This is a genomic window from Burkholderia humptydooensis, from assembly GCF_001513745.1.
In the GTDB taxonomy this organism is placed as follows: domain Bacteria; phylum Pseudomonadota; class Gammaproteobacteria; order Burkholderiales; family Burkholderiaceae; genus Burkholderia; species Burkholderia humptydooensis.
This window is the reverse complement of the sequence record NZ_CP013380.1, coordinates 3,694,413-3,711,340: the sequence shown is the minus strand read 5'-3', so window position 1 is coordinate 3,711,340 and position 16,928 is coordinate 3,694,413. Positions and strand designations below refer to the sequence as shown.

General features: G+C 68.1%; 18 protein-coding genes. 13 read left to right on the top strand and 5 right to left on the bottom strand.

The window, feature by feature from the left end:
• Positions 1 to 163: 163 nt before the first annotated feature.
• The 5 genes from gshA to ptsP all read left to right on the top strand — a co-directional run bounded on the left by gshA (position 164) and on the right by ptsP (position 5,400).
• Positions 164 to 1,453, top strand: a complete 1,290-nt coding sequence (gene gshA, locus AQ610_RS16525) for a glutamate--cysteine ligase (RefSeq protein WP_006024408.1) — start codon at positions 164 to 166, stop codon at positions 1,451 to 1,453.
• Between the two features lie 27 nt (positions 1,454 to 1,480).
• Entirely contained in the window at positions 1,481 to 2,437 is a 957-nt protein-coding gene (gene gshB / locus AQ610_RS16520) for a glutathione synthase (protein WP_006024409.1), read from the top strand.
• A 172-nt stretch (positions 2,438 to 2,609) separates the two neighbouring features.
• Positions 2,610 to 3,083, top strand: a complete 474-nt coding sequence (locus AQ610_RS16515) for a PTS sugar transporter subunit IIA (protein WP_006024410.1) — start codon at positions 2,610 to 2,612, stop codon at positions 3,081 to 3,083.
• Positions 3,084 to 3,161: 78 nt separating this feature from the next.
• On the top strand, positions 3,162 to 3,431 hold the full coding sequence (locus AQ610_RS16510) for an HPr family phosphocarrier protein (RefSeq protein WP_006024411.1): 270 nt from the start codon (positions 3,162 to 3,164) through the stop codon (positions 3,429 to 3,431).
• A gap of 178 nt (positions 3,432 to 3,609) precedes the next feature.
• Positions 3,610 to 5,400 carry a phosphoenolpyruvate--protein phosphotransferase gene (gene ptsP / locus AQ610_RS16505; RefSeq protein ID WP_006024413.1) on the top strand — a complete coding sequence of 597 codons (1,791 nt, stop codon included), beginning with the start codon at positions 3,610 to 3,612 and terminating at the stop codon, positions 5,398 to 5,400.
• A gap of 91 nt (positions 5,401 to 5,491) precedes the next feature.
• On the opposite strand, the gene AQ610_RS16500 is transcribed toward ptsP, so the two are convergent.
• The 3 genes from AQ610_RS16500 to gpmA form a co-directional block, all read right to left on the bottom strand.
• Positions 5,492 to 6,250 carry a HesA/MoeB/ThiF family protein gene (locus tag AQ610_RS16500; protein ID WP_006024414.1) on the bottom strand — a complete coding sequence of 253 codons (759 nt, stop codon included), beginning with the start codon at positions 6,248 to 6,250 and terminating at the stop codon, positions 5,492 to 5,494.
• A 107-nt stretch (positions 6,251 to 6,357) separates the two neighbouring features.
• Entirely contained in the window at positions 6,358 to 7,932 is a 1,575-nt protein-coding gene (locus AQ610_RS16495) for a S41 family peptidase (RefSeq protein WP_006024415.1), read from the bottom strand.
• A gap of 220 nt (positions 7,933 to 8,152) precedes the next feature.
• Positions 8,153 to 8,905: a 2,3-diphosphoglycerate-dependent phosphoglycerate mutase gene (gene gpmA / locus AQ610_RS16490; protein ID WP_006024416.1), complete on the bottom strand. Its 753-nt coding sequence runs from the start codon at positions 8,903 to 8,905 to the stop codon at positions 8,153 to 8,155.
• A 134-nt stretch (positions 8,906 to 9,039) separates the two neighbouring features.
• On the opposite strand from gpmA, the gene AQ610_RS16485 reads away from it, so the two are divergent.
• The 5 genes from AQ610_RS16485 (at position 9,040) to AQ610_RS16465 (ending at position 12,007) form a co-directional block, all read left to right on the top strand.
• Positions 9,040 to 9,447 (top strand): rhodanese-like domain-containing protein, encoded by a 408-nt coding sequence (locus AQ610_RS16485; RefSeq protein WP_006024417.1) that lies wholly within the window; start codon positions 9,040 to 9,042, stop codon positions 9,445 to 9,447.
• 11 nt (positions 9,448 to 9,458) lie between these two features.
• On the top strand, positions 9,459 to 9,719 hold the full coding sequence (gene grxC, locus AQ610_RS16480) for a glutaredoxin 3 (protein WP_009911157.1): 261 nt from the start codon (positions 9,459 to 9,461) through the stop codon (positions 9,717 to 9,719).
• Between the two features lie 116 nt (positions 9,720 to 9,835).
• Entirely contained in the window at positions 9,836 to 10,306 is a 471-nt protein-coding gene (gene secB, locus AQ610_RS16475; protein WP_006024419.1) for a protein-export chaperone SecB, read from the top strand.
• A 25-nt stretch (positions 10,307 to 10,331) separates the two neighbouring features.
• The gene (locus AQ610_RS16470) at positions 10,332 to 11,330 is read left to right on the top strand and encodes an NAD(P)H-dependent glycerol-3-phosphate dehydrogenase (RefSeq protein WP_043281977.1); all 999 of its coding nucleotides are present in this window, start codon (positions 10,332 to 10,334) and stop codon (positions 11,328 to 11,330) included.
• Between the two features lie 143 nt (positions 11,331 to 11,473).
• A complete protein-coding gene (locus AQ610_RS16465; protein ID WP_009911158.1) occupies positions 11,474 to 12,007 on the top strand; it encodes an O-acetyl-ADP-ribose deacetylase in 534 nt (177 codons plus the stop codon).
• A gap of 220 nt (positions 12,008 to 12,227) precedes the next feature.
• On the opposite strand, the gene trmL is transcribed toward AQ610_RS16465, so the two are convergent.
• Positions 12,228 to 12,698, bottom strand: coding sequence for a tRNA (uridine(34)/cytosine(34)/5-carboxymethylaminomethyluridine(34)-2'-O)-methyltransferase TrmL (gene trmL, locus AQ610_RS16460; protein ID WP_006024422.1), 471 nt, complete (start codon positions 12,696 to 12,698; stop codon positions 12,228 to 12,230).
• Between the two features lie 61 nt (positions 12,699 to 12,759).
• Positions 12,760 to 13,527: a ComF family protein gene (locus AQ610_RS16455; protein ID WP_045554874.1), complete on the bottom strand. Its 768-nt coding sequence runs from the start codon at positions 13,525 to 13,527 to the stop codon at positions 12,760 to 12,762.
• An 83-nt stretch (positions 13,528 to 13,610) separates the two neighbouring features.
• Between AQ610_RS16455 and AQ610_RS16450 the strand changes: the two genes are divergently transcribed.
• The 3 genes from AQ610_RS16450 (at position 13,611) to coxB (ending at position 16,928) form a co-directional block, all read left to right on the top strand.
• Positions 13,611 to 14,576, top strand: coding sequence for a methyltransferase domain-containing protein (locus AQ610_RS16450; protein WP_015600782.1), 966 nt, complete (start codon positions 13,611 to 13,613; stop codon positions 14,574 to 14,576).
• 236 nt (positions 14,577 to 14,812) lie between these two features.
• Entirely contained in the window at positions 14,813 to 15,301 is a 489-nt protein-coding gene (locus tag AQ610_RS16445; protein WP_009911163.1) for a DUF2244 domain-containing protein, read from the top strand.
• Between the two features lie 49 nt (positions 15,302 to 15,350).
• The gene (coxB, locus tag AQ610_RS16440) at positions 15,351 to 16,928 is read left to right on the top strand and encodes a cytochrome c oxidase subunit II (protein WP_043281979.1); all 1,578 of its coding nucleotides are present in this window, start codon (positions 15,351 to 15,353) and stop codon (positions 16,926 to 16,928) included.

Genomic DNA, 16,928 nt, shown 5'->3' with positions numbered 1-16,928 from the left:
CACCCGCCGGAAGCCCGCGCCCGGAGCGGGCCACGCGATAACCCTGTGGGCTATCGGGTCAATAGCGACAAACATGCGGTAAATCCTTGCGATACCGGGAACAATCCCCAAATGCGACGGGCAATTGCTCTACAATCTTTTTTCTCCCGTCCGCGAGTCACACATGGTTCCCCATCTCGTTACGGCGTTAAACGGCCCGCTGCTCGAGCTCGAGCGGAAGATCCTCGACGCCACGCCCGCGATCGAACGCTGGTTCAGGCTCGAATGGCAGGAACACACGCCGCCGTTCTACTGTTCGGTCGATCTGCGCAACGCGGGCTTCAAGCTCGCGCCCGTCGACGCGAACCTGTTCCCGGGCGCGTTCAACAACCTGCCGCCCGAAGTGCTGCCGCTCGCCGTGCAGGCGGCGATGGCCGCGATCGAGAAGATCTGCCCGGACGCGAAGAATCTGCTCGTGATCCCCGAGCTGCCGACGCGCAACGCGTTCTATCTCGAGAACGTCGCGCGCCTCGCGATGATCATGCGCCAAGCGGGCCTGAACGTGCGCTTCGGCTCGCTCGATCCGGGCATCGTCGACGTCACGCCGATCACGCTCGCCGACGGCCAGAAGATCGTGCTCGAGCCGCTCGAGCGCACGCCGCGCCGCCTCGGCCTGAAGAATTTCGATCCGTGCTCGATCCTGCTGAACAACGATCTGTCGGCGGGCATTCCGGGCATGCTGGAAAACCTGCACGAGCAGTATCTGCTGCCGCCGCTGCACGCCGGCTGGGCGGTGCGCCGCAAGTCGACGCATTTCTCGTGCTACGACGACGTCGCGAAGAAGTTCGCGAAGATGGTGGGCGTCGATCCGTGGATGCTGAATCCGTATTTCTCGCACGTCGAAGGCGTCGACTGGCACGCGAGCAACGGCGGCGAGGCGCTCGCCGAAGCGATCGACGCGGTGCTCAAGAAGATCACGCGCAAGTATCGCGAATACGGGATCGGCGAGAAGCCGTACGTCGTCGTGAAGGCGGACGCCGGCACGGCGGGGCGCGGCGTGATGACGGTGCACGACGCGTCCGAGATCGGCCGGATGACGAAGCACGAGCGCGCGCAGATGGCCGAATCGAAGGCGGGCGTGCCGGTGCGCGACGTGATCGTGCAGGAAGGCGTCTACACGTTCGAGCGGATCGGCGACGAGGTGGCCGAGCCCGTCGTCTACATGATCGACCGCTACGTGGTGGGCGGGTTCTACCGCACACACGGCGCGCGCGAGCGCGACCAGAATCTGAATGCGCCCGGCATGCATTACGTGCCGCTCGGCTTCGAGCACACGGCGCTGCCGGATACGCACGCGAAGCCCGGCGCGGCGCCGCCGAACCGCTTCTACATGTATGGCGTCGTCGCACGGCTCGGGCTGCTCGCGTCGTCGGTCGAGCTCGAGAAGACCGACCCGGAAGCGATCCAGGTGTGACGCGCTCCTTCCAGTATCAGGATTCGCATGGACATTCTCTTTATCGCCGACCCGCTCGAGCGCTTCAAGATCTACAAGGACTCGACCTACGCGATGATGGCCGAGGCGGCGCGGCGCGGGCACGCGGTGTACGCGTGCGAGCCGAACCAGCTTGCGTGGACGGGCGCGGGCGTCGAGGCCGACGTGCGCCGCGTGGCGATCGTCGGCGACACGGCTGATCTGCACCGCGATCGCTGGTACGAGGCGGCGGCGCGCGAGTCGCGCGCGCTGCCGTCGTTCGGCGCGATCCTGATGCGCAAGGATCCGCCGTTCGACATGGAGTACGTGACGTCGACGTGGCTGCTCGAACTCGCCGAGCGCGCGGGCGCGCGCGTGTTCAACAAGCCGCAGACGATCCGCGACCATTCGGAGAAGCTCGCGATCGGCGAGTTCGCGCAGTTCGTCGCGCCGTCGCTCGTCACGCGCGACGCGGCGCGGCTGCGCGCGTTCCACGCCGAGCACGGCGACGTGATCCTCAAGCCGCTCGACGGCATGGGCGGGATGGGCGTGTTCCGCGTGAAGGCGGACGGCATGAACCTCGGCTCGATCATCGAGATGCTGAGCCACGACGGCGCGCGCTCGGTGATGGTGCAGAAGTTCATCCCGGAGATCAAAGCCGGCGACAAGCGGATTCTGCTGATCGACGGCGAGCCGGTGCCGTATTCACTTGCGCGGATTCCGCAGGGCAACGAGGTGCGCGGCAATCTGGCGGCGGGCGGCGTCGGCGTCGCGCAGCCGCTCACCGGGCGCGACCGCGAGATCGCGACGGCGCTCGGCGCGGCGCTCGCGGCGCGCGGCTTGCTGCTCGTCGGTCTCGACGTGATCGGCGACTGGCTGACCGAGGTGAACGTCACGAGCCCGACTTGCTTTCGCGAAATCATGGAGCAGACTGGATTCGACGTCGCCGGCATGTTCGTCGACGCATTGGAGCGCGCGGCCGGCTGATGCGCGCACGGCCCGGCGGCGGCTTGCGCAGGCCCCCGCCGCCGGATCGGTCCGCCCGGCCCGGCAAGCCCGGCCGGACAGGCTCGACTGGCCTGCTACAATGCCCGTTCGCCCGGCACGGTTTTCCGTGCGTCAGGCCCGGCGGTCGGGCCGAACACGTTGCAAGGCTGACATGGCAGGCATTCTCATCATCGCGCATGCGCCGCTCGCTACCGCTTTGCGGGACTGCATCGCGCACATCTACGGCGGCGTGCCCGCGCGGATCGGTTGCATCGACGTGCAGGCCGAGAACGATCCGGCCCAGGTGATGGCGTTCGCGCATGCGGAGCTCGCGCGCCTGAAGGAAGAAAACGGCGCGCTCGTGCTGACCGACATGTACGGCGCGACGCCCGCGAACATCGCGGGGCAGCTCGCGAAGGTCGAAGGCGTTCGCGTGCTCGCGGGCGTCAATCTGCCGATGCTCGTGCGCGCCGTCTGCTATCGGACGACGCCGCTCGATACGCTCGTCGACAAGGCGCTCGCCGGCTCGACGAAGGGCATCCACGAGATCGCGGCGGGCACGCCGCCGCCGCATCCGAGCGCGCTCGGGTGCGGCGAGTGCGCGCCGATTCCGCCCGAGCCGAAGGCGCAGACGCAACCGCATTGAGCCTGCCGCGCACCGATTCGCATCACCCTGTGCGGCCGGCAGGCCGGCCGCAGCCCGTTTTGACCTCATCGGAACACCATGCTTGAACAAGAAACGACCATCGTGAACAAATTGGGGCTCCATGCGCGCGCGTCGGCCAAGCTCACGCAGCTCGCGGGCAATTTCCAGTCGGAAGTATGGATGACGCGCAACGGCCGCCGGATCAACGCGAAGAGCATCATGGGCGTCATGATGCTGGCGGCGGGCATCGGCAGCACGGTGACGATCGAGACCGAGGGGCCGGACGAGCGGGAGGCGATGGACGCGCTCCTCAAATTGATCGCCGACAAATTCGGCGAAGGGCAATGACGCCGCGGCGGCAGGCCGCTCAGCTATCCAGCGAGAATGCCGCGCAACGTCGCGGCATTTTTTTCGTCCCGCGGCGGCGTGCCGCGATGCTGCGCCGCACGCAGTCACGCAGGGCATGCGGAATTTATAATCGTCGATCGGGGTCATAAGCGCATCGCAGCGGTGCGCCGCGACTCACGTGATCAAGGAGGTGCGCGTGTCCTTCACGCTGCATGGCATTCCCGTTTCAAGAGGCATCGCGATCGGACGAGCGTATCTGATCGCGCCGGCGGCGCTCGACGTCGCGCATTACCTGATCGAGGCCGAGCGGATCGAGGCCGAGATCGAACGTTTCCGTGCGGCGCTCGACGCGGTCCGGCGCGAGCTCGACGTGCTGCGCGCCGATCTGGCCGACGATACCCCGACCGAAGTCGCGGCATTCATCGACGTGCACGCGATGATCCTCGGCGATGCGATGCTCGTGCAGGAAACCATCGACCTCATCCGCACGCGCCGCTACAACGTCGAATGGGCGCTGACCGAGCAGCTCGACGTGCTCGCCGGCCACTTCGACGACATCGAGGACGAATACCTGCGCGAGCGCCGCGCCGACATCGAGCAGGTCGTCGAGCGGGTGCTGAAGGCGCTCGCGGGCGCGCCGTCCGCCGCGCAGGCGCTCGACCGCGCGGCGGGCAACGGCCACGACGAGATGATCGTCGTCGCGCACGACATCGCGCCCGCCGACATGATGCAGTTCAAGACGCAGTCGTTCCAGGCGTTCGTCACCGATCTGGGCGGGCGCACGTCGCACACGGCGATCGTCGCGCGCAGCCTCGGGATTCCGGCCGCGGTCGGCGTCCAGCACGCGAGCGCGCTGATTCGCCAGGACGATCTCATCATCGTCGACGGCGATCAGGGGATCGTGATCGTCGATCCCGCGCCGATCGTGCTCGAGGAATACTCGTACCGGCAATCGGAGAAGGCGCTCGAGCAGCGCAAGCTGCAGCGCCTGAAGTTCTCGCCTGCGCAGACGCTCTGCGGCACGAAGATCGACCTGCTCGCGAACATCGAGCTGCCCGACGACGCGAAGGCGGCCGTCGACGCGGGCGCGGTCGGCGTCGGCCTGTTCCGCACCGAGTTCCTGTTCATGAGCAAGGTGCGGATGCCGGAGGAAGAGGAGCAGTTCGCCGCGTACAAGCGCGCCGTCGAGCTGATGCAAGGGATGCCCGTCACGATCCGCACGATCGACGTCGGCGCGGACAAGCCGCTCGACGCGCACGACGAAGGCTACGAAACCGCGCCGAATCCGGCGCTCGGCCTGCGCGCGATCCGCTGGAGCCTGTCCGAGCCGCAGATGTTCCTCACGCAGTTGCGCGCGATCCTGCGCGCGTCGGCGTTCGGCCAGGTGAAGATCCTGGTGCCGATGCTCGCGCACGCGCAGGAGATCGACCAGACGCTCGACCTCATCAACGAGGCGAAGCGGCAGCTCGACGCGGCGGGGCTCGCCTACGATCCGAACGTGCGGGTTGGCGCGATGATCGAGATTCCGGCCGCGGCGATCGCGCTGCCGCTGTTCCTGAAGCGCGTCGACTTCCTGTCGATCGGCACGAACGACCTGATCCAGTACACGCTCGCGATCGACCGCGCGGACAACGCGGTCGCGCATCTGTACGATCCGCTGCATCCGGCGGTGCTGCATCTGATCGCGTTCACGCTGCGCGAAGCGAAGCGCGCGGGCGTGCCGGTGTCGGTGTGCGGCGAGATGGCGGGCGATCCGGCGCTCACGCGCCTGTTGCTCGGCATGGGGCTCACCGAGTTCTCGATGCATCCGAGCCAGTTGCTCGTCGTCAAGCAGGAGATCCTGCGCGCGCATCTGAAGGCGCTCGAGAAGCCGACCGCGGACGTGCTCGCGGCGTTCGAGCCGGAAGAAGTGCAGGCGGCGCTCGGGCGGCTCGCGAGCGCGGAGCCGCGAGCGGACGTGGCCGCGTGATCGGGCGGCGCACGCGCCCGCCCGTTCCGGTTCGATCGCAAGCGCGATCGCGCGCTGCGCTTTTACGAGATGCAGACAGCGGCGCCGCCGCTCAATGCGTGCCGCCCGCGCCGCACACCGAGCAATCCGGCTGCCGCGCGATCTTCATCGTGTTCCATTCCATCCGCAGCGAATCGAGCATCATCAGCCGGCCGACGAGCGTCGTGCCGATGCTGCCGATCACGCGCAGCGCCTCGGCCGCCTGCATCGCGCCGATGATGCCGACGGTCGGCGCGAATACGCCCATCGTCGAGCACGCGACTTCCTCGAACGGCTGATCCTCCGGAAATACGCATGCGTAGCACGGCGAGCCGGGATCGCGGAAGTCGAACGTGCTGATCTGCCCGTCGAAGCGCAGCGCCGCGCCTGATACGAGCGGCACCCGATGCGCGACGCACGCGCGGTTGATCGCGTGGCGCGTCGCGAAGTTGTCGGTGCAGTCGAGCACGACGCCCGCGCGCGGCACGTGCGCGTTCAGCCACGCGTCGTCGACGCGCTCGGCGACCGCGTTCACCTTCACGTCGGGATTGAGCTGCGCGAGCGCGTCGCGCGCCGATTCGACCTTCTTGCGGCCGACCGACGCCGTCACGTGCAGGATCTGCCGCTGCAGGTTCGTGAGATCGACGGTATCGGCATCGACGAGCGTGATCGTGCCGACGCCCGCCGCCGCGAGATACATCGCTGCGGGCGACCCGAGCCCGCCCGCGCCGACGACGATCGCGTGCGCGTCGAGAAAGCGCTGCTGCGCGTCGATGCCGATCTCGTCGACAAGGATGTGGCGGGAATAGCGGAGGAGTTGTTCGTCGTTCATCGTGGGGCCGCAAGGCGGTGAAACGGTCTCGAATATTATTCTAGGCGCGCAAAGAAAACGGGCCATCGCGGCGGTGTGCCGCGATGGCCCGTGCGTGGCGCGGGCGCTTACTGCGGTTGCGGCGCCGACGCCGGCCTGGCAGCCGACGCGGGCTTCGCAGCCGCGCCCGACGCGCCCTTCGGTGCCGATGCGGCGGCGGCCTTGGCGGCGGCGCTCTTCGTCGTGCTGTCGGCGGCGATCATCTTCGATTGCGCGACCGGCTTGCCTTCGAGCTTGTTGAGCGCCTGCTGCATCATGAAATCGTCCGCGCTGCCGAATTCGATCGGCTTGCGCTCGCGATCCTTCTGGCGCTGCTCGGGCGTCTTTTTGTCGTTCTGCTCTTCGAGGATGCGCAACTGCTCCATCCTGCGCTGCTCGCGTTCCTCGAGCTCCTTCTTCTCGTTCGGGTCCTGTGTGTTCGCGAGGTGGTTCGTGTAGTCGACCTCGCGCGTGACGAGCACGTCGTCCGGATCGCCATCCGCGTACTGATCGACCGGAATGTCGGGCAGGATGCCCTTGTTCTGGATCGAGCGGCCGCTCGGCGTGTAGTAGTACGCGGTCGTCAGGCGCAGCGCGGAATCGGCCGTCATCGGCCGCACCGTCTGCACCGAGCCCTTGCCGAACGTCGCCTTGCCCATGATCACCGCGCGGTGCGAATCCTGCAGCGCGCCCGCGACGATCTCCGACGCCGACGCCGAATATGCGTTCGTCAGCACGACCATCGGCACCGTCTTGAAGACGGCGGGCAGGTTCTTGAGCGGATCGGAGTCGAACGACGGCAGGCGGTAGTTCTCGTAGTTGTCGCGGTAGATCTGCTTCGAATCGGGGATCTGGCCGTTCGTCGACACGACGACGGAATCCGGCGGCAGGAACGCGCCCGCGACGCCGACGGCGCTTTGCAGCAGGCCGCCGCCGTTGTTGCGCAGATCGACGATCAGGCCCTTCAGGTTCGGCTGCTGGCGCGCGATGTCCTGCAGCTTCGCCGCGAGATCGGGCGTCGTGCGTTCCTGGAAGCTCGTGATGCGGATGTACGCATAGCCCGGATCGAGCAGCTTCATCTTCACGCTCTGCACGCGGATCACCGCGCGCGTGACCGTGACGGGGAACGTGCGGTCGTCGCTCTTGCGGAAGATCGTCAGCGTGACCTTCGTGCCGGGCTCGCCGCGCATCTGCTTGACCGCCTTGTCGAGCGTCATGCCGCGCACCGGGCGATCGTTGATGCGGGTGATCAGGTCGCCCGGACGGATGCCGGCGCGGAACGCGGGCGTGTCCTCGATCGGCGAGATCACCTTGACGAGGCCGTCTTCCTGCGAGATTTCGATGCCGAGGCCGGCGAAGCGGCCCTTCGTCTGCTCCTGCAGCTCCTGGTAATCGGTCTTGTCGAGAAACGACGAGTGCGGGTCGAGGCTCGACACCATGCCCTTGATCGCCGCGGTCAAGAGCTTCTTGTCGTCGACGGGCTCGACGTATTCGCGCTTGATCTGCCCGAACACTTCCGCGAAGAGCCGCAATTGATCGAGCGGCAGCGGCGCGGCGGCCGTCGTGACGGCCTGCTGGGCCGACGCGGAGATTTGCAGCGTCGCGAAGACGCCAGTCGCAAGGCCCGCGGCAATCAGGCCGATGTTCTTCAATTTCATACGCATAGAGTCTGGTGCGGTCGGAAAGCGCGTGGCTGTCGCGGGAGCAACGGGATGGTGACGGTCATAGGACGGTCAAGTATAACTGTTCGTCCGGATGCCTTGTGGATCGGGGCGAAACGGGGAGCGCCAGCGTGATTCGGACAGCGCCGCGCGAAACAGGTTCAGGTTCGCGCGGCGCATGCCGGCGGGCGGGCTGCCGTCCGCGCGCCGCGCAAGGCGGCGATCAGGCCGCCGACGCCTTGCCCTGCTGCGCGACGGCGGCCTGCGCCTTCGCGATCGCGTCCGGATCGCCGAGGTAGTAGTGCCGGATGGGCGTGAGGCTCGCGTCGAGTTCGTAGACGAGCGGCACGCCGTTCGGGATGTTCAGGCCGACGATGTCCGCGTCCGAAATGCCGTCGAGATACTTGACGAGCGCGCGGATCGAGTTGCCGTGCGCGGCGATCAGCACCTGCTTGCCCGCTTTCACCGCGGGCGCGATCGATTCGTTCCAGAGCGGCAGCACGCGCGCGACCGTATCCTTCAGGCACTCGGTGAGCGGCAGTTGTTCGCGCGGCACCTTCGCGTAGCGCGGATCGCCGTACGGCGCGCGCTCGTCGGTCGGCTCGAGCGCGGGCGGCGGCGTGTCGTAGCTGCGGCGCCAGACGAGCACCTGCTCGTCGCCGTACTGCGCGGCCGTCTCCGCCTTGTTCAGGCCCGACAGCGCGCCGTAATGGCGCTCGTTCAGCCGCCACGAATGGACGACGGGCACGTACATCAGATCCATCTGGTCCTGCACGTGCCAGAGCGTGCGGATCGCGCGCTTCAACACCGATGTGTACGCGATGTCGAACGTGTAGCCGGCTTCCTTCAGGAGCTGGCCGGCCTGCTGGGCTTCGCGGTTGCCTTGTTCGGTCAGGTCGACGTCGACCCAGCCGGTGAAGCGGTTTTCCTTGTTCCAGGTCGATTCGCCGTGGCGGATGAGAACGAGCTTGTACATAGATGCTTGCGGTCGGTGGTGAGGAAGCGGTAAGCACGGATGCGGACCCGTGCTCTGGGGCGACATCGCGTCAGACGGTTATTTTATAATGGCAAGATTGCCCTTTCCGATTTCTCTTTTTCGGCGGATTTTCCGTGACGTTCTTCACCGATTACACGAACCTCGCGCTCATCGCGATCCTGGTGGTTTCCGGCGGCCTGCTCGCGTGGCCCGCGCTGCGGCGCGGGGGCGGCGGCCTGTCGGCCGCGGAGGCGACCCAACTGATCAACCGCCGCAACGCGGTCGTCGTCGATCTGCGGCCGGCGGCCGAGTACGGCGCGGGCCACCTGCCGTCCGCGCGCTCCGTCGAGTTCGGCGAACTGCAGGCGAAGGCCGGCCAGTTGTCGAAGAACAAGGCTACGCCCGTGCTGCTCGTGTGCCAGAACGGTCAGCAGTCGCAAAAGGCGCGCAAGATCGTCGAGGAGGCGGGCTATCAGGACGTCCATGTGCTGCAGGGCGGCGTCGCCGCATGGCAGCAGGCCGGCATGCCGGTCGTCAAATGAGGAGTGGCGAAGTGAATAAAGTGGTCATGTACAGCACGCAGGTGTGCCCGTATTGCATGCAGGCCGAGCGGCTGCTCAAGCTGCGCGGCGTCGAGCACGTCGAGAAGGTGCTGATCGACAAGGAGCCGGCGCGCCGCGCGGAAATGATGGAGCGCACCGGCCGCCGCACCGTGCCGCAGATCTATATCGGCGACACGCACGTCGGCGGCTACGACGACTTGTCGAAACTCGACCGCGAAGGCGGCCTGAAGCCGCTTCTCGAAGCCGCCTGACGAGGCGCGAGCCATCGCGCGGCCGCCGTCTTGCGGGCGGTGCGCGGTCCAGGCGCGATCATACCGGGCGTGCCGGAGGGTTCCGGCCGCCACGAAATCATTTTTAGGGAGCCACCATGTCCGACGTCGAAAACCAACCGTTCTTCAACATCCAGCGCATCTACCTGAAGGATCTGTCGCTCGAGCAGCCGAATTCGCCCGCGATCTTCCTCGAGCAGGAGATGCCCGCCGTTGAAGTCGAAGTCGACGTGAAAGCCGAGCGCCTCGCCGACACGGTCTACGAGATCGTCGTCGCGGGCACCGTCACCGCGAAGGTGCGCGAGAAGGTCGCGTTCCTCGTCGAAGCGAAGCAGGCGGGCATTTTCGACATCCGTAACATCCCGGCCGAGCAGATCGATCCGCTTTGCGGCATCGCATGCCCGACGATCCTGTTTCCGTACCTGCGCTCGAACATCGCCGATGCGATCACGCGCGCGGGCTTCCCGCCGATCCATCTCGCCGAGATCAACTTCCAGGCGCTGTACGAGCAGCGCCTCGCCGAGATCGCGCAGCAAGGCGGTGTGCCGAGCGGCGCGACGGTGAACTGAGCATGAACGACGACCGGTGCTGAGCATGAAAGTCGCTGTTCTCGGCGCCGGCGCATGGGGCACCGCGCTCGCGGCGCATCTGGCCGCGCGGCACGATACGCTGCTCTGGGCGCGCGACGCGGCGCTCGTCGCCGAGCTTGCCGCGCGGCGCGAGAACGTCCGCTACCTGGGCGGCGTCGCGCTGCCGCCCGCATTGCATTACGAGGCCGATCTCGCGGCCGCGCTGTCGCACGCGCAAGCGGACGGCGCGCTCTGCGTGATCGCCGCGCCCGTGGCCGGGCTGCGCGCGCTGTGCCGCGCGATGCGCGACGCATGCTGCGTGCCCGCTCATTTCGTCTGGGTCTGCAAGGGCTTCGAGGCCGACACGCGGCTGCTGCCGCATCAGATGGTCGCCGAGGAACTGCCGGAGCACGCGAGCTACGGCGTGCTGTCGGGCCCGAGCTTCGCACGCGAAGTTGCGCAGGGGCTGCCCGTCGCGCTGACGGTCGCGAGCGCGTCGACCGCGTGCCGCGAGCGCACGCTCGCCGCGTTCCATCACGGCGCGATGCGGATCTACACGGGCGACGACGTCGTCGGCGTCGAGGTCGGCGGCGCGGTGAAGAATGTGCTCGCGATCGCGACGGGTATCGCCGATGGCCTGGGCCTCGGCCTCAACGCGCGCGCGGCGCTCGTCACGCGCGGGCTCGCGGAGATGTCGCGCCTGGGCGTCGCGCTCGGCGGCCGCGCGGAGACGTTCACGGGCCTCACGGGGCTCGGCGACCTGATCCTCACGGCGACAGGCGATCTGTCGCGCAACCGGACCGTCGGCCTGCAGCTCGCGGCCGGCCGCTCGCTCGACGACATCCTGGCCGCGCTCGGCCACGTGGCCGAAGGCGTGCGGTGTGCGCGCGCGGTGCTGTCGATCGCGCGCGAGCGCGGCGTCGACATGCCGATCACCGAAGCGGTGTGCGCGGTGCTGTTCGACGGCGTCGCGCCGCGTGACGCGGTGAGCGGCCTGCTGCGGCGGGACGCGAAGGCCGAATAGGGTCCGGCGGGCCGGATCGAATCCAATCCGAAGCGAACGAATGCGGGCGCGCTGCGCGGCGCGCCCGCGTTCGCGCGTTCCGTGCGCCCGGGGGCGCGCGGGCGTACGCTGTGCGCATCGCGATCCACTCGATGGAGGGCATCATGCCGAACATCGGTTCGACGTCGGTCGAAGCGCGCGTCGTCGACATCACGACGCTCGCGCTCGACGCGATCGTCAACGCGGCCAACGCGTCGCTGCTGGGCGGCGGCGGCGTCGACGGCGCGATCCACCGCGCGGCGGGGCCCGGGCTCGTGAAGGAATGCGCGACGCTCGGCGGCTGCGCGACGGGCGACGCGAAGCTCACGCAAGGCTATCGCTTGCCCGCGAAGTACGTGATCCACACGGTCGGCCCGGTCTGGCACGGCGGCGGGCGCGGCGAGGCCGAACTGCTCGCGTCGTGCTACCGGCGCTCGCTCGAAGTCGCGGCCGGCGCCGGCTGCGCGTCGATCGCGTTTCCGGCGATCAGTTGCGGCGTGTATCGCTTTCCGCCGGCCGACGCGACTGCGATCGCGGTGCGCACCGTGACCGACGCGCTCGCGGGCGAATTGGCCGACGCGCGATTCGAGCGCATCGTATTCGCGTGCTTTTCCGACGCGATGCTCGATCTTTATCGCGCGGCGCTTGCGCGTATTTGAGCGCGCGTTCGTTCGCGGCTCGCCGCTCGCCGCCGTCGTCGATCGGTTCCCGCCGCGGCCCTCGCGCCGGCAATCGGCTTGTGATCGGCCGGCGATCGGAGGCCGGCGGCGTAACGTCGTGCGAGAAGCGTCGTGCGAGAGGCGCACGCAGCGTTCGCTCCGTGCGCGTGGGTCGCGCATGCCGTTTGCTTCGCGCCGCCGCCAGGCGGCCGACATTCGCTCAAGCCCCGCCTTCGAACCCCGTCTGCCGCCACGCCTCGAACACGACGACCGCGACCGTGTTCGACAGATTGAGGCTGCGATTGCCCGGCCGCATCGGCAGCCGCACGCGCTGCCCGGCGGGAAAGCGCTCGACGAGCGCGCTCGCGAGCCCACGCGTCTCCGGGCCGAACACGAACCAGTCGCCCGGCTCGAACGCGCGGTCGTGAAAGCGTCCCGAGCCGCGCGTCGTGAACGCGAACATCCGCGCAGGATCGGGCGCCTCGGCGGCGACGAACGCGTCCCAGTCGCGATGCACGCGCATCTGCGCGTATTCGTGATAGTCGAGCCCCGCGCGGCGCATCTTCGCGTCGTCGAGCGGAAAGCCGAGCGGCTCGATCAGATGCAGCCGCGCGCCCGTGTTGGCGCACAGCCGGATCACGTTGCCGGTGTTCGGCGGAATTTCGGGCTCGACGAGAACAACGTTGAACATGATTCGATTCGATCGGTGAAAAGCGTGTGAACCCGTGCGGCGGCCGCGCCGCGGCGCGCCGTCAATCCTTCGCGGTGCGCAGCGCGACGAAGTTCGTCACGCGCCGCGCGCCCGCATCCTTCAGTTTGCGCGCGAGCGCATCGAGCGTCGCGCCCGACGTCATCACGTCGTCGACGATGCCGACGTGCAGCCCCGCGACCGGCCGCGCGACGTCGAACGCCGCCGCGACGTTCGTGCGCCGCGCATCGAACGCGAGCCGCGATTGCGGCGCGGTATCGGCCACGCGCGCAACGAGCGCCGCATCGGCGCGCACCTTCAGCGCGCGCGCGAGCGGCCGCGCGATCGCCCACGCCTGGTTGTAGCCGCGCTCGACGAGCCGCCGCCGCGCGAGCGGCACGGGCGCGATCACGTCGAGCGGCGGCGCGCCGTCGAGCGCGTCCGCCGCGAGCCGCGCGAGGCGCTCGCCGAATTCGCGGCCGAGCGCGAACTGCGCGCGGAACTTCAGGTCGAGCGCGAGGCTGTCGAGCGGCGCGCGGTAGTCGGCGAGCGCGAGTGTCGCGTCGAACGGCGGCGGTGCGTTCGCGCACGCGGCGCAGCAATAGTGCATCGCACCGCGCGCGCCGTGCAGCGGCAACGCGCAGCGTGAGCAGCGCAGCCGGGTCTCATTCCAATAGGCGTCGTCGCAACAGTCGCAAATTGTCCTATGTGACAAATTGCCGCATAACGCGCAGCGGTTCGGCAGCGCAGCAGCGGAAAAACGTGCCAGGACAATGCCCACGCACGCGGCCGCCGCACGTATGCGGCGGCGCAATACGGCCGGATTCGCCATCGCCGGGCTCCTGCGGAGGGCCGCTTCGCTGAATGGCGCGAAGCGAGCGAGTATACTTCGGGCTCTTCGCCAGTGTGCCCGACATGTCCCCAGCTTCCGCAAAAACCGGCCGTCCGGCCTACGATCCGCGGCGCTTGCGGCGGATCTTCGACCGCCGCGCCGCCGCGTTCGACGCCGTGTCGTTCCTGCCGCGCGAGATTGCGCAGCGGATGCGCGAGCGCCTAGACTACATCAAGGTGAACCCGGCGGGCGTGCTCGATGCGGGCTGCGGCACGGGCGACGACCTGCCGCTGCTGCGCGCGCGCTTTCCGGAAGCGCCCGTGTTCGGCGTCGACGCGTCGGGCGGGATGCTCGCGCGCGCGGCCGCGCGCGACACGGCCGAGACGAGCTGGCGCCGGTTCCTGCCGGCGACGCTCACGAAAGCGCTCGGCCATCGCGGGCCGCGCGTCGCGCAAGCCGATTTCTCCGCGCTGCCGTTCGCGAGCGGCGCGTTCGATCTCCTCTGGTCCAACTTCGCGCTGCATTGGCACGCGCGTCCCGATCTCGTGTTCCCCGAATGGCATCGCGTGCTGCGCGTCGACGGGCTGCTGATGTTCAGCACGCTCGGCCCCGACACGCTGCGCGAGCTGCGCGCCGCGTGCGCGGACGCGGCCGCCGCGGCGGGCGGCGCGCGCGCCGTCGCGCGCGTGATCGATTTCGTCGACATGCACGACCTCGGCGACATGCTCGTCGAGAGCGGCTTCGAGATTCCGGTGATGGACCAGGAGACGCTGACCGTCACGTACAAGTCCGCCGATTCGCTGCTCGCCGACGTGCGCCGCCTCGGCGCGTATCCGTTCGAGCGCGGCGCGTCGGGCCATGCGTCGCGCCGCCTGCGCGCGGCGCTGTACGACGCGCTCGAAGCGCGCCGGCGCGACGACGGAACGATTCCGCTCACGTTCGAAGTGATCTACGGGCATGCATGGAAGGCGGCGCCGCGCACGACGGCGGAAGGCTTCGGCATCGTGCGCGTGCAGGACATCGGCAAAGGGCGGCCGAAGCGTTCATGACGCGGTAAAGAGGGGTTTTCGTTATGCCGGAAATTAACGGCCGAGGGACGCTGCAAAAAGCCTCCTAAAACGGCCGGGAAGCTTGTCGCGCTTGGCTCGCCGGGCGATGGCCGTTTGCTTGTGGATGACTTTGAACCCGCCTATAATGCGACAGTTTGTCGTCCTGGGGGTCCTCACAATACAGGACGGCCGGCCCGATGCGGGCAAGCATCAGACGCCATTCGCGAGAGGCAGCGATGGAAGCAGCGAACGGGTTGCACGACGGGTTGCACGACGCCGAACCGGTCCTCGCGGACTGGCTGATGAAGCGCAACTGCTCGGCGTCTCCACGCCAGTTCGTGGCGTTCTACGTGTCGCTCGCGGCGTTTTCGCTGTTGATCGCGGTCCTGTTGTCGTGGCGCGGAGCGTGGCTCGTGCTGCCTTTCACCGGGGTCGAGTTGCTGGCGGTGGGCGTCGCGTTTGCCATCTACGCGCGCCATGCAGTCGATTACGAACGCATCCGGCTGTTTCCTCACCGGCTCGTCATCGAGCGGATGAGCGCGGAGCGGCTGACGCAGATCGAATTGAATCCGCGCTGGGTGCGGGTCGAGCCGGGTGCGTCGCCGCGCGATCCCGTCACATTGGTGTCGCGCGGAGAGTCCGTCGTGGTCGGGCAGCACCTCGCGCAATACCGGCGCGCGCAGTTCGCGCGCGAACTGCGCGCGTCGCTTTCGCGCTGCGGCTGAACGAGGCGGCCGGCGTGAAGCGGGCGGCTTGCGACGGGGGAGGGTTTGAATGGAAATTTTGGGTAAGGAAGCTATGAAAACAATCAAGCGAGCCCTCACGGGCGTGCTGGCATGCAGCGGTCTGCTCTTGTCCGGCGCCGCTCTGGCGGTGGGCGACAGCCCGGGCGGCCCCCGCGTCAACGAGATCAATCTCCAGCCGCCCGCGACGAAGATCGCCGAGGAGCTCTACGACCTCCACACGATGATGCTGATCCTCTGTACAGCGATCTTCGTCGGCGTGTTCGGCGTGATGTTCTATTCGATCTTCGCGCACCGCAAGTCGAAAGGCCACAAGGCCGCCAATTTCCACGAAAGCACCACCGTCGAAATCATCTGGACGATCGTGCCGTTCATCATCGTCGTGCTGATGGCGCTGCCCGCCACGAAGGCCGTCGTCGCGATGAAGGACACGACGAACGCCGACCTCACGGTCAAAGTCACCGGTTACCAGTGGAAGTGGGGCTACGACTACGTGAAGGGCCCGGGCGAAGGCATCAGCTTCCTGTCCACGCTGTCGACGCCGCGCGCCGAAGTGAACGGCCAGCAGCCGATCAGCGACACCTACCTGCAGGAAGTCGATCACCCGCTCGTCGTGCCGGTCAACAAGAAGATCCGCGTCATCACGACCGCGAACGACGTCGTCCATTCGTGGTACGTCCCGGCGTTCGGCGTCAAGCAGGATGCGATTCCGGGCTTCGTGCGCGATACCTGGTTCAAGGCCGAGAAGGTCGGCACCTACCGCGGCTTCTGCACGGAGCTCTGCGGCAAGGAGCACGCGTACATGCCGGTCGTCGTCGAGGTGCTGTCGGACGACGACTACGCGAAGTGGGTGAGCGCGCAGAAGGCGAAGCTCGCCGCGGGCGCGGTCGATCCGGACAAGGTGTATACGCGCGCCGAGCTGATGGCGCACGGCGAGGAAGTCTACAAGGCGAACTGCGCGGTGTGCCACCAGCCGAACGGCAAGGGCGTCGGCGCGTTCCCGGCGCTCGACGGGGGCAAGATCGTCAACGGCCCGATCGCCGGCCATCTCGAGCAGGTGCTCAAGGGCAAGGGCGCGATGCCGTCGTGGGCGTCGCTGCCGGATCTCGACATCGCGTCGGTGATCACGTACGAACGCAATTCGTGGGGCAACCACAAGGGCGACTCGCTGCAGCCGAAGCAGGTGGCCGACGCACGCAACGGCAAGCTGCCGGAAGACGCGCAGCAGGCGGACGGCGGTGCGGCGGCGCCGGCGGCCGACGCATCGGGCGCGGCCGCGCCGGCGCAGGCACAGGCGCTGCCGGCGGCGATCTATTTCGAGACGGGCAAGAGCGAGCTGCCGGCGGACGCGAAGGACGCGATCGCCGCGGCGGCCGAATACGTGAAGGCGCATCCGGACGCGAAGCTCGCGTTGTCAGGCTTCACCGACAAGACGGGCTCGGCCGACGCGAACGCCGAACTGGCCAGGCGCCGCGCGCAGGCCGTGCGCGACGCGCTGAAGACGGCCGGCGTCGCGCAGGAGCGCATCATTCTGAAGAAGCCGGAAACGATCACGGGCGGGGCGGACGCGAAGGAAGCCCGGCGGGTCGAGATCGGCCCGGCGGCTTGA

What these genes read in the sequence shown, in the direction of transcription:
- coxB (WP_043281979.1), top strand. Translation starts at nt 15,351, where the DNA reads ATGGAAATTTTGGGTAAGGAAGCTATGAAAACAATCAAGCGAGCCCTC.
- gshA (WP_006024408.1), top strand. Translation starts at nt 164, where the DNA reads ATGGTTCCCCATCTCGTTACGGCGTTAAACGGCCCGCTGCTCGAGCTC.
- AQ610_RS16450 (WP_015600782.1), top strand. Translation starts at nt 13,611, where the DNA reads ATGTCCCCAGCTTCCGCAAAAACCGGCCGTCCGGCCTACGATCCGCGG.
- AQ610_RS16445 (WP_009911163.1), top strand. Translation starts at nt 14,813, where the DNA reads ATGGAAGCAGCGAACGGGTTGCACGACGGGTTGCACGACGCCGAACCG.
- AQ610_RS16495 (WP_006024415.1), bottom strand. Translation starts at nt 7,932, where the DNA reads ATGCGTATGAAATTGAAGAACATCGGCCTGATTGCCGCGGGCCTTGCG.
- AQ610_RS16500 (WP_006024414.1), bottom strand. Translation starts at nt 6,250, where the DNA reads ATGAACGACGAACAACTCCTCCGCTATTCCCGCCACATCCTTGTCGAC.
- AQ610_RS16510 (WP_006024411.1), top strand. Translation starts at nt 3,162, where the DNA reads ATGCTTGAACAAGAAACGACCATCGTGAACAAATTGGGGCTCCATGCG.
- secB (WP_006024419.1), top strand. Translation starts at nt 9,836, where the DNA reads ATGTCCGACGTCGAAAACCAACCGTTCTTCAACATCCAGCGCATCTAC.
- AQ610_RS16455 (WP_045554874.1), bottom strand. Translation starts at nt 13,527, where the DNA reads ATGGCGAATCCGGCCGTATTGCGCCGCCGCATACGTGCGGCGGCCGCG.
- AQ610_RS16465 (WP_009911158.1), top strand. Translation starts at nt 11,474, where the DNA reads ATGCCGAACATCGGTTCGACGTCGGTCGAAGCGCGCGTCGTCGACATC.
- gpmA (WP_006024416.1), bottom strand. Translation starts at nt 8,905, where the DNA reads ATGTACAAGCTCGTTCTCATCCGCCACGGCGAATCGACCTGGAACAAG.
- AQ610_RS16470 (WP_043281977.1), top strand. Translation starts at nt 10,332, where the DNA reads ATGAAAGTCGCTGTTCTCGGCGCCGGCGCATGGGGCACCGCGCTCGCG.
- trmL (WP_006024422.1), bottom strand. Translation starts at nt 12,698, where the DNA reads ATGTTCAACGTTGTTCTCGTCGAGCCCGAAATTCCGCCGAACACCGGC.
- AQ610_RS16515 (WP_006024410.1), top strand. Translation starts at nt 2,610, where the DNA reads ATGGCAGGCATTCTCATCATCGCGCATGCGCCGCTCGCTACCGCTTTG.
- gshB (WP_006024409.1), top strand. Translation starts at nt 1,481, where the DNA reads ATGGACATTCTCTTTATCGCCGACCCGCTCGAGCGCTTCAAGATCTAC.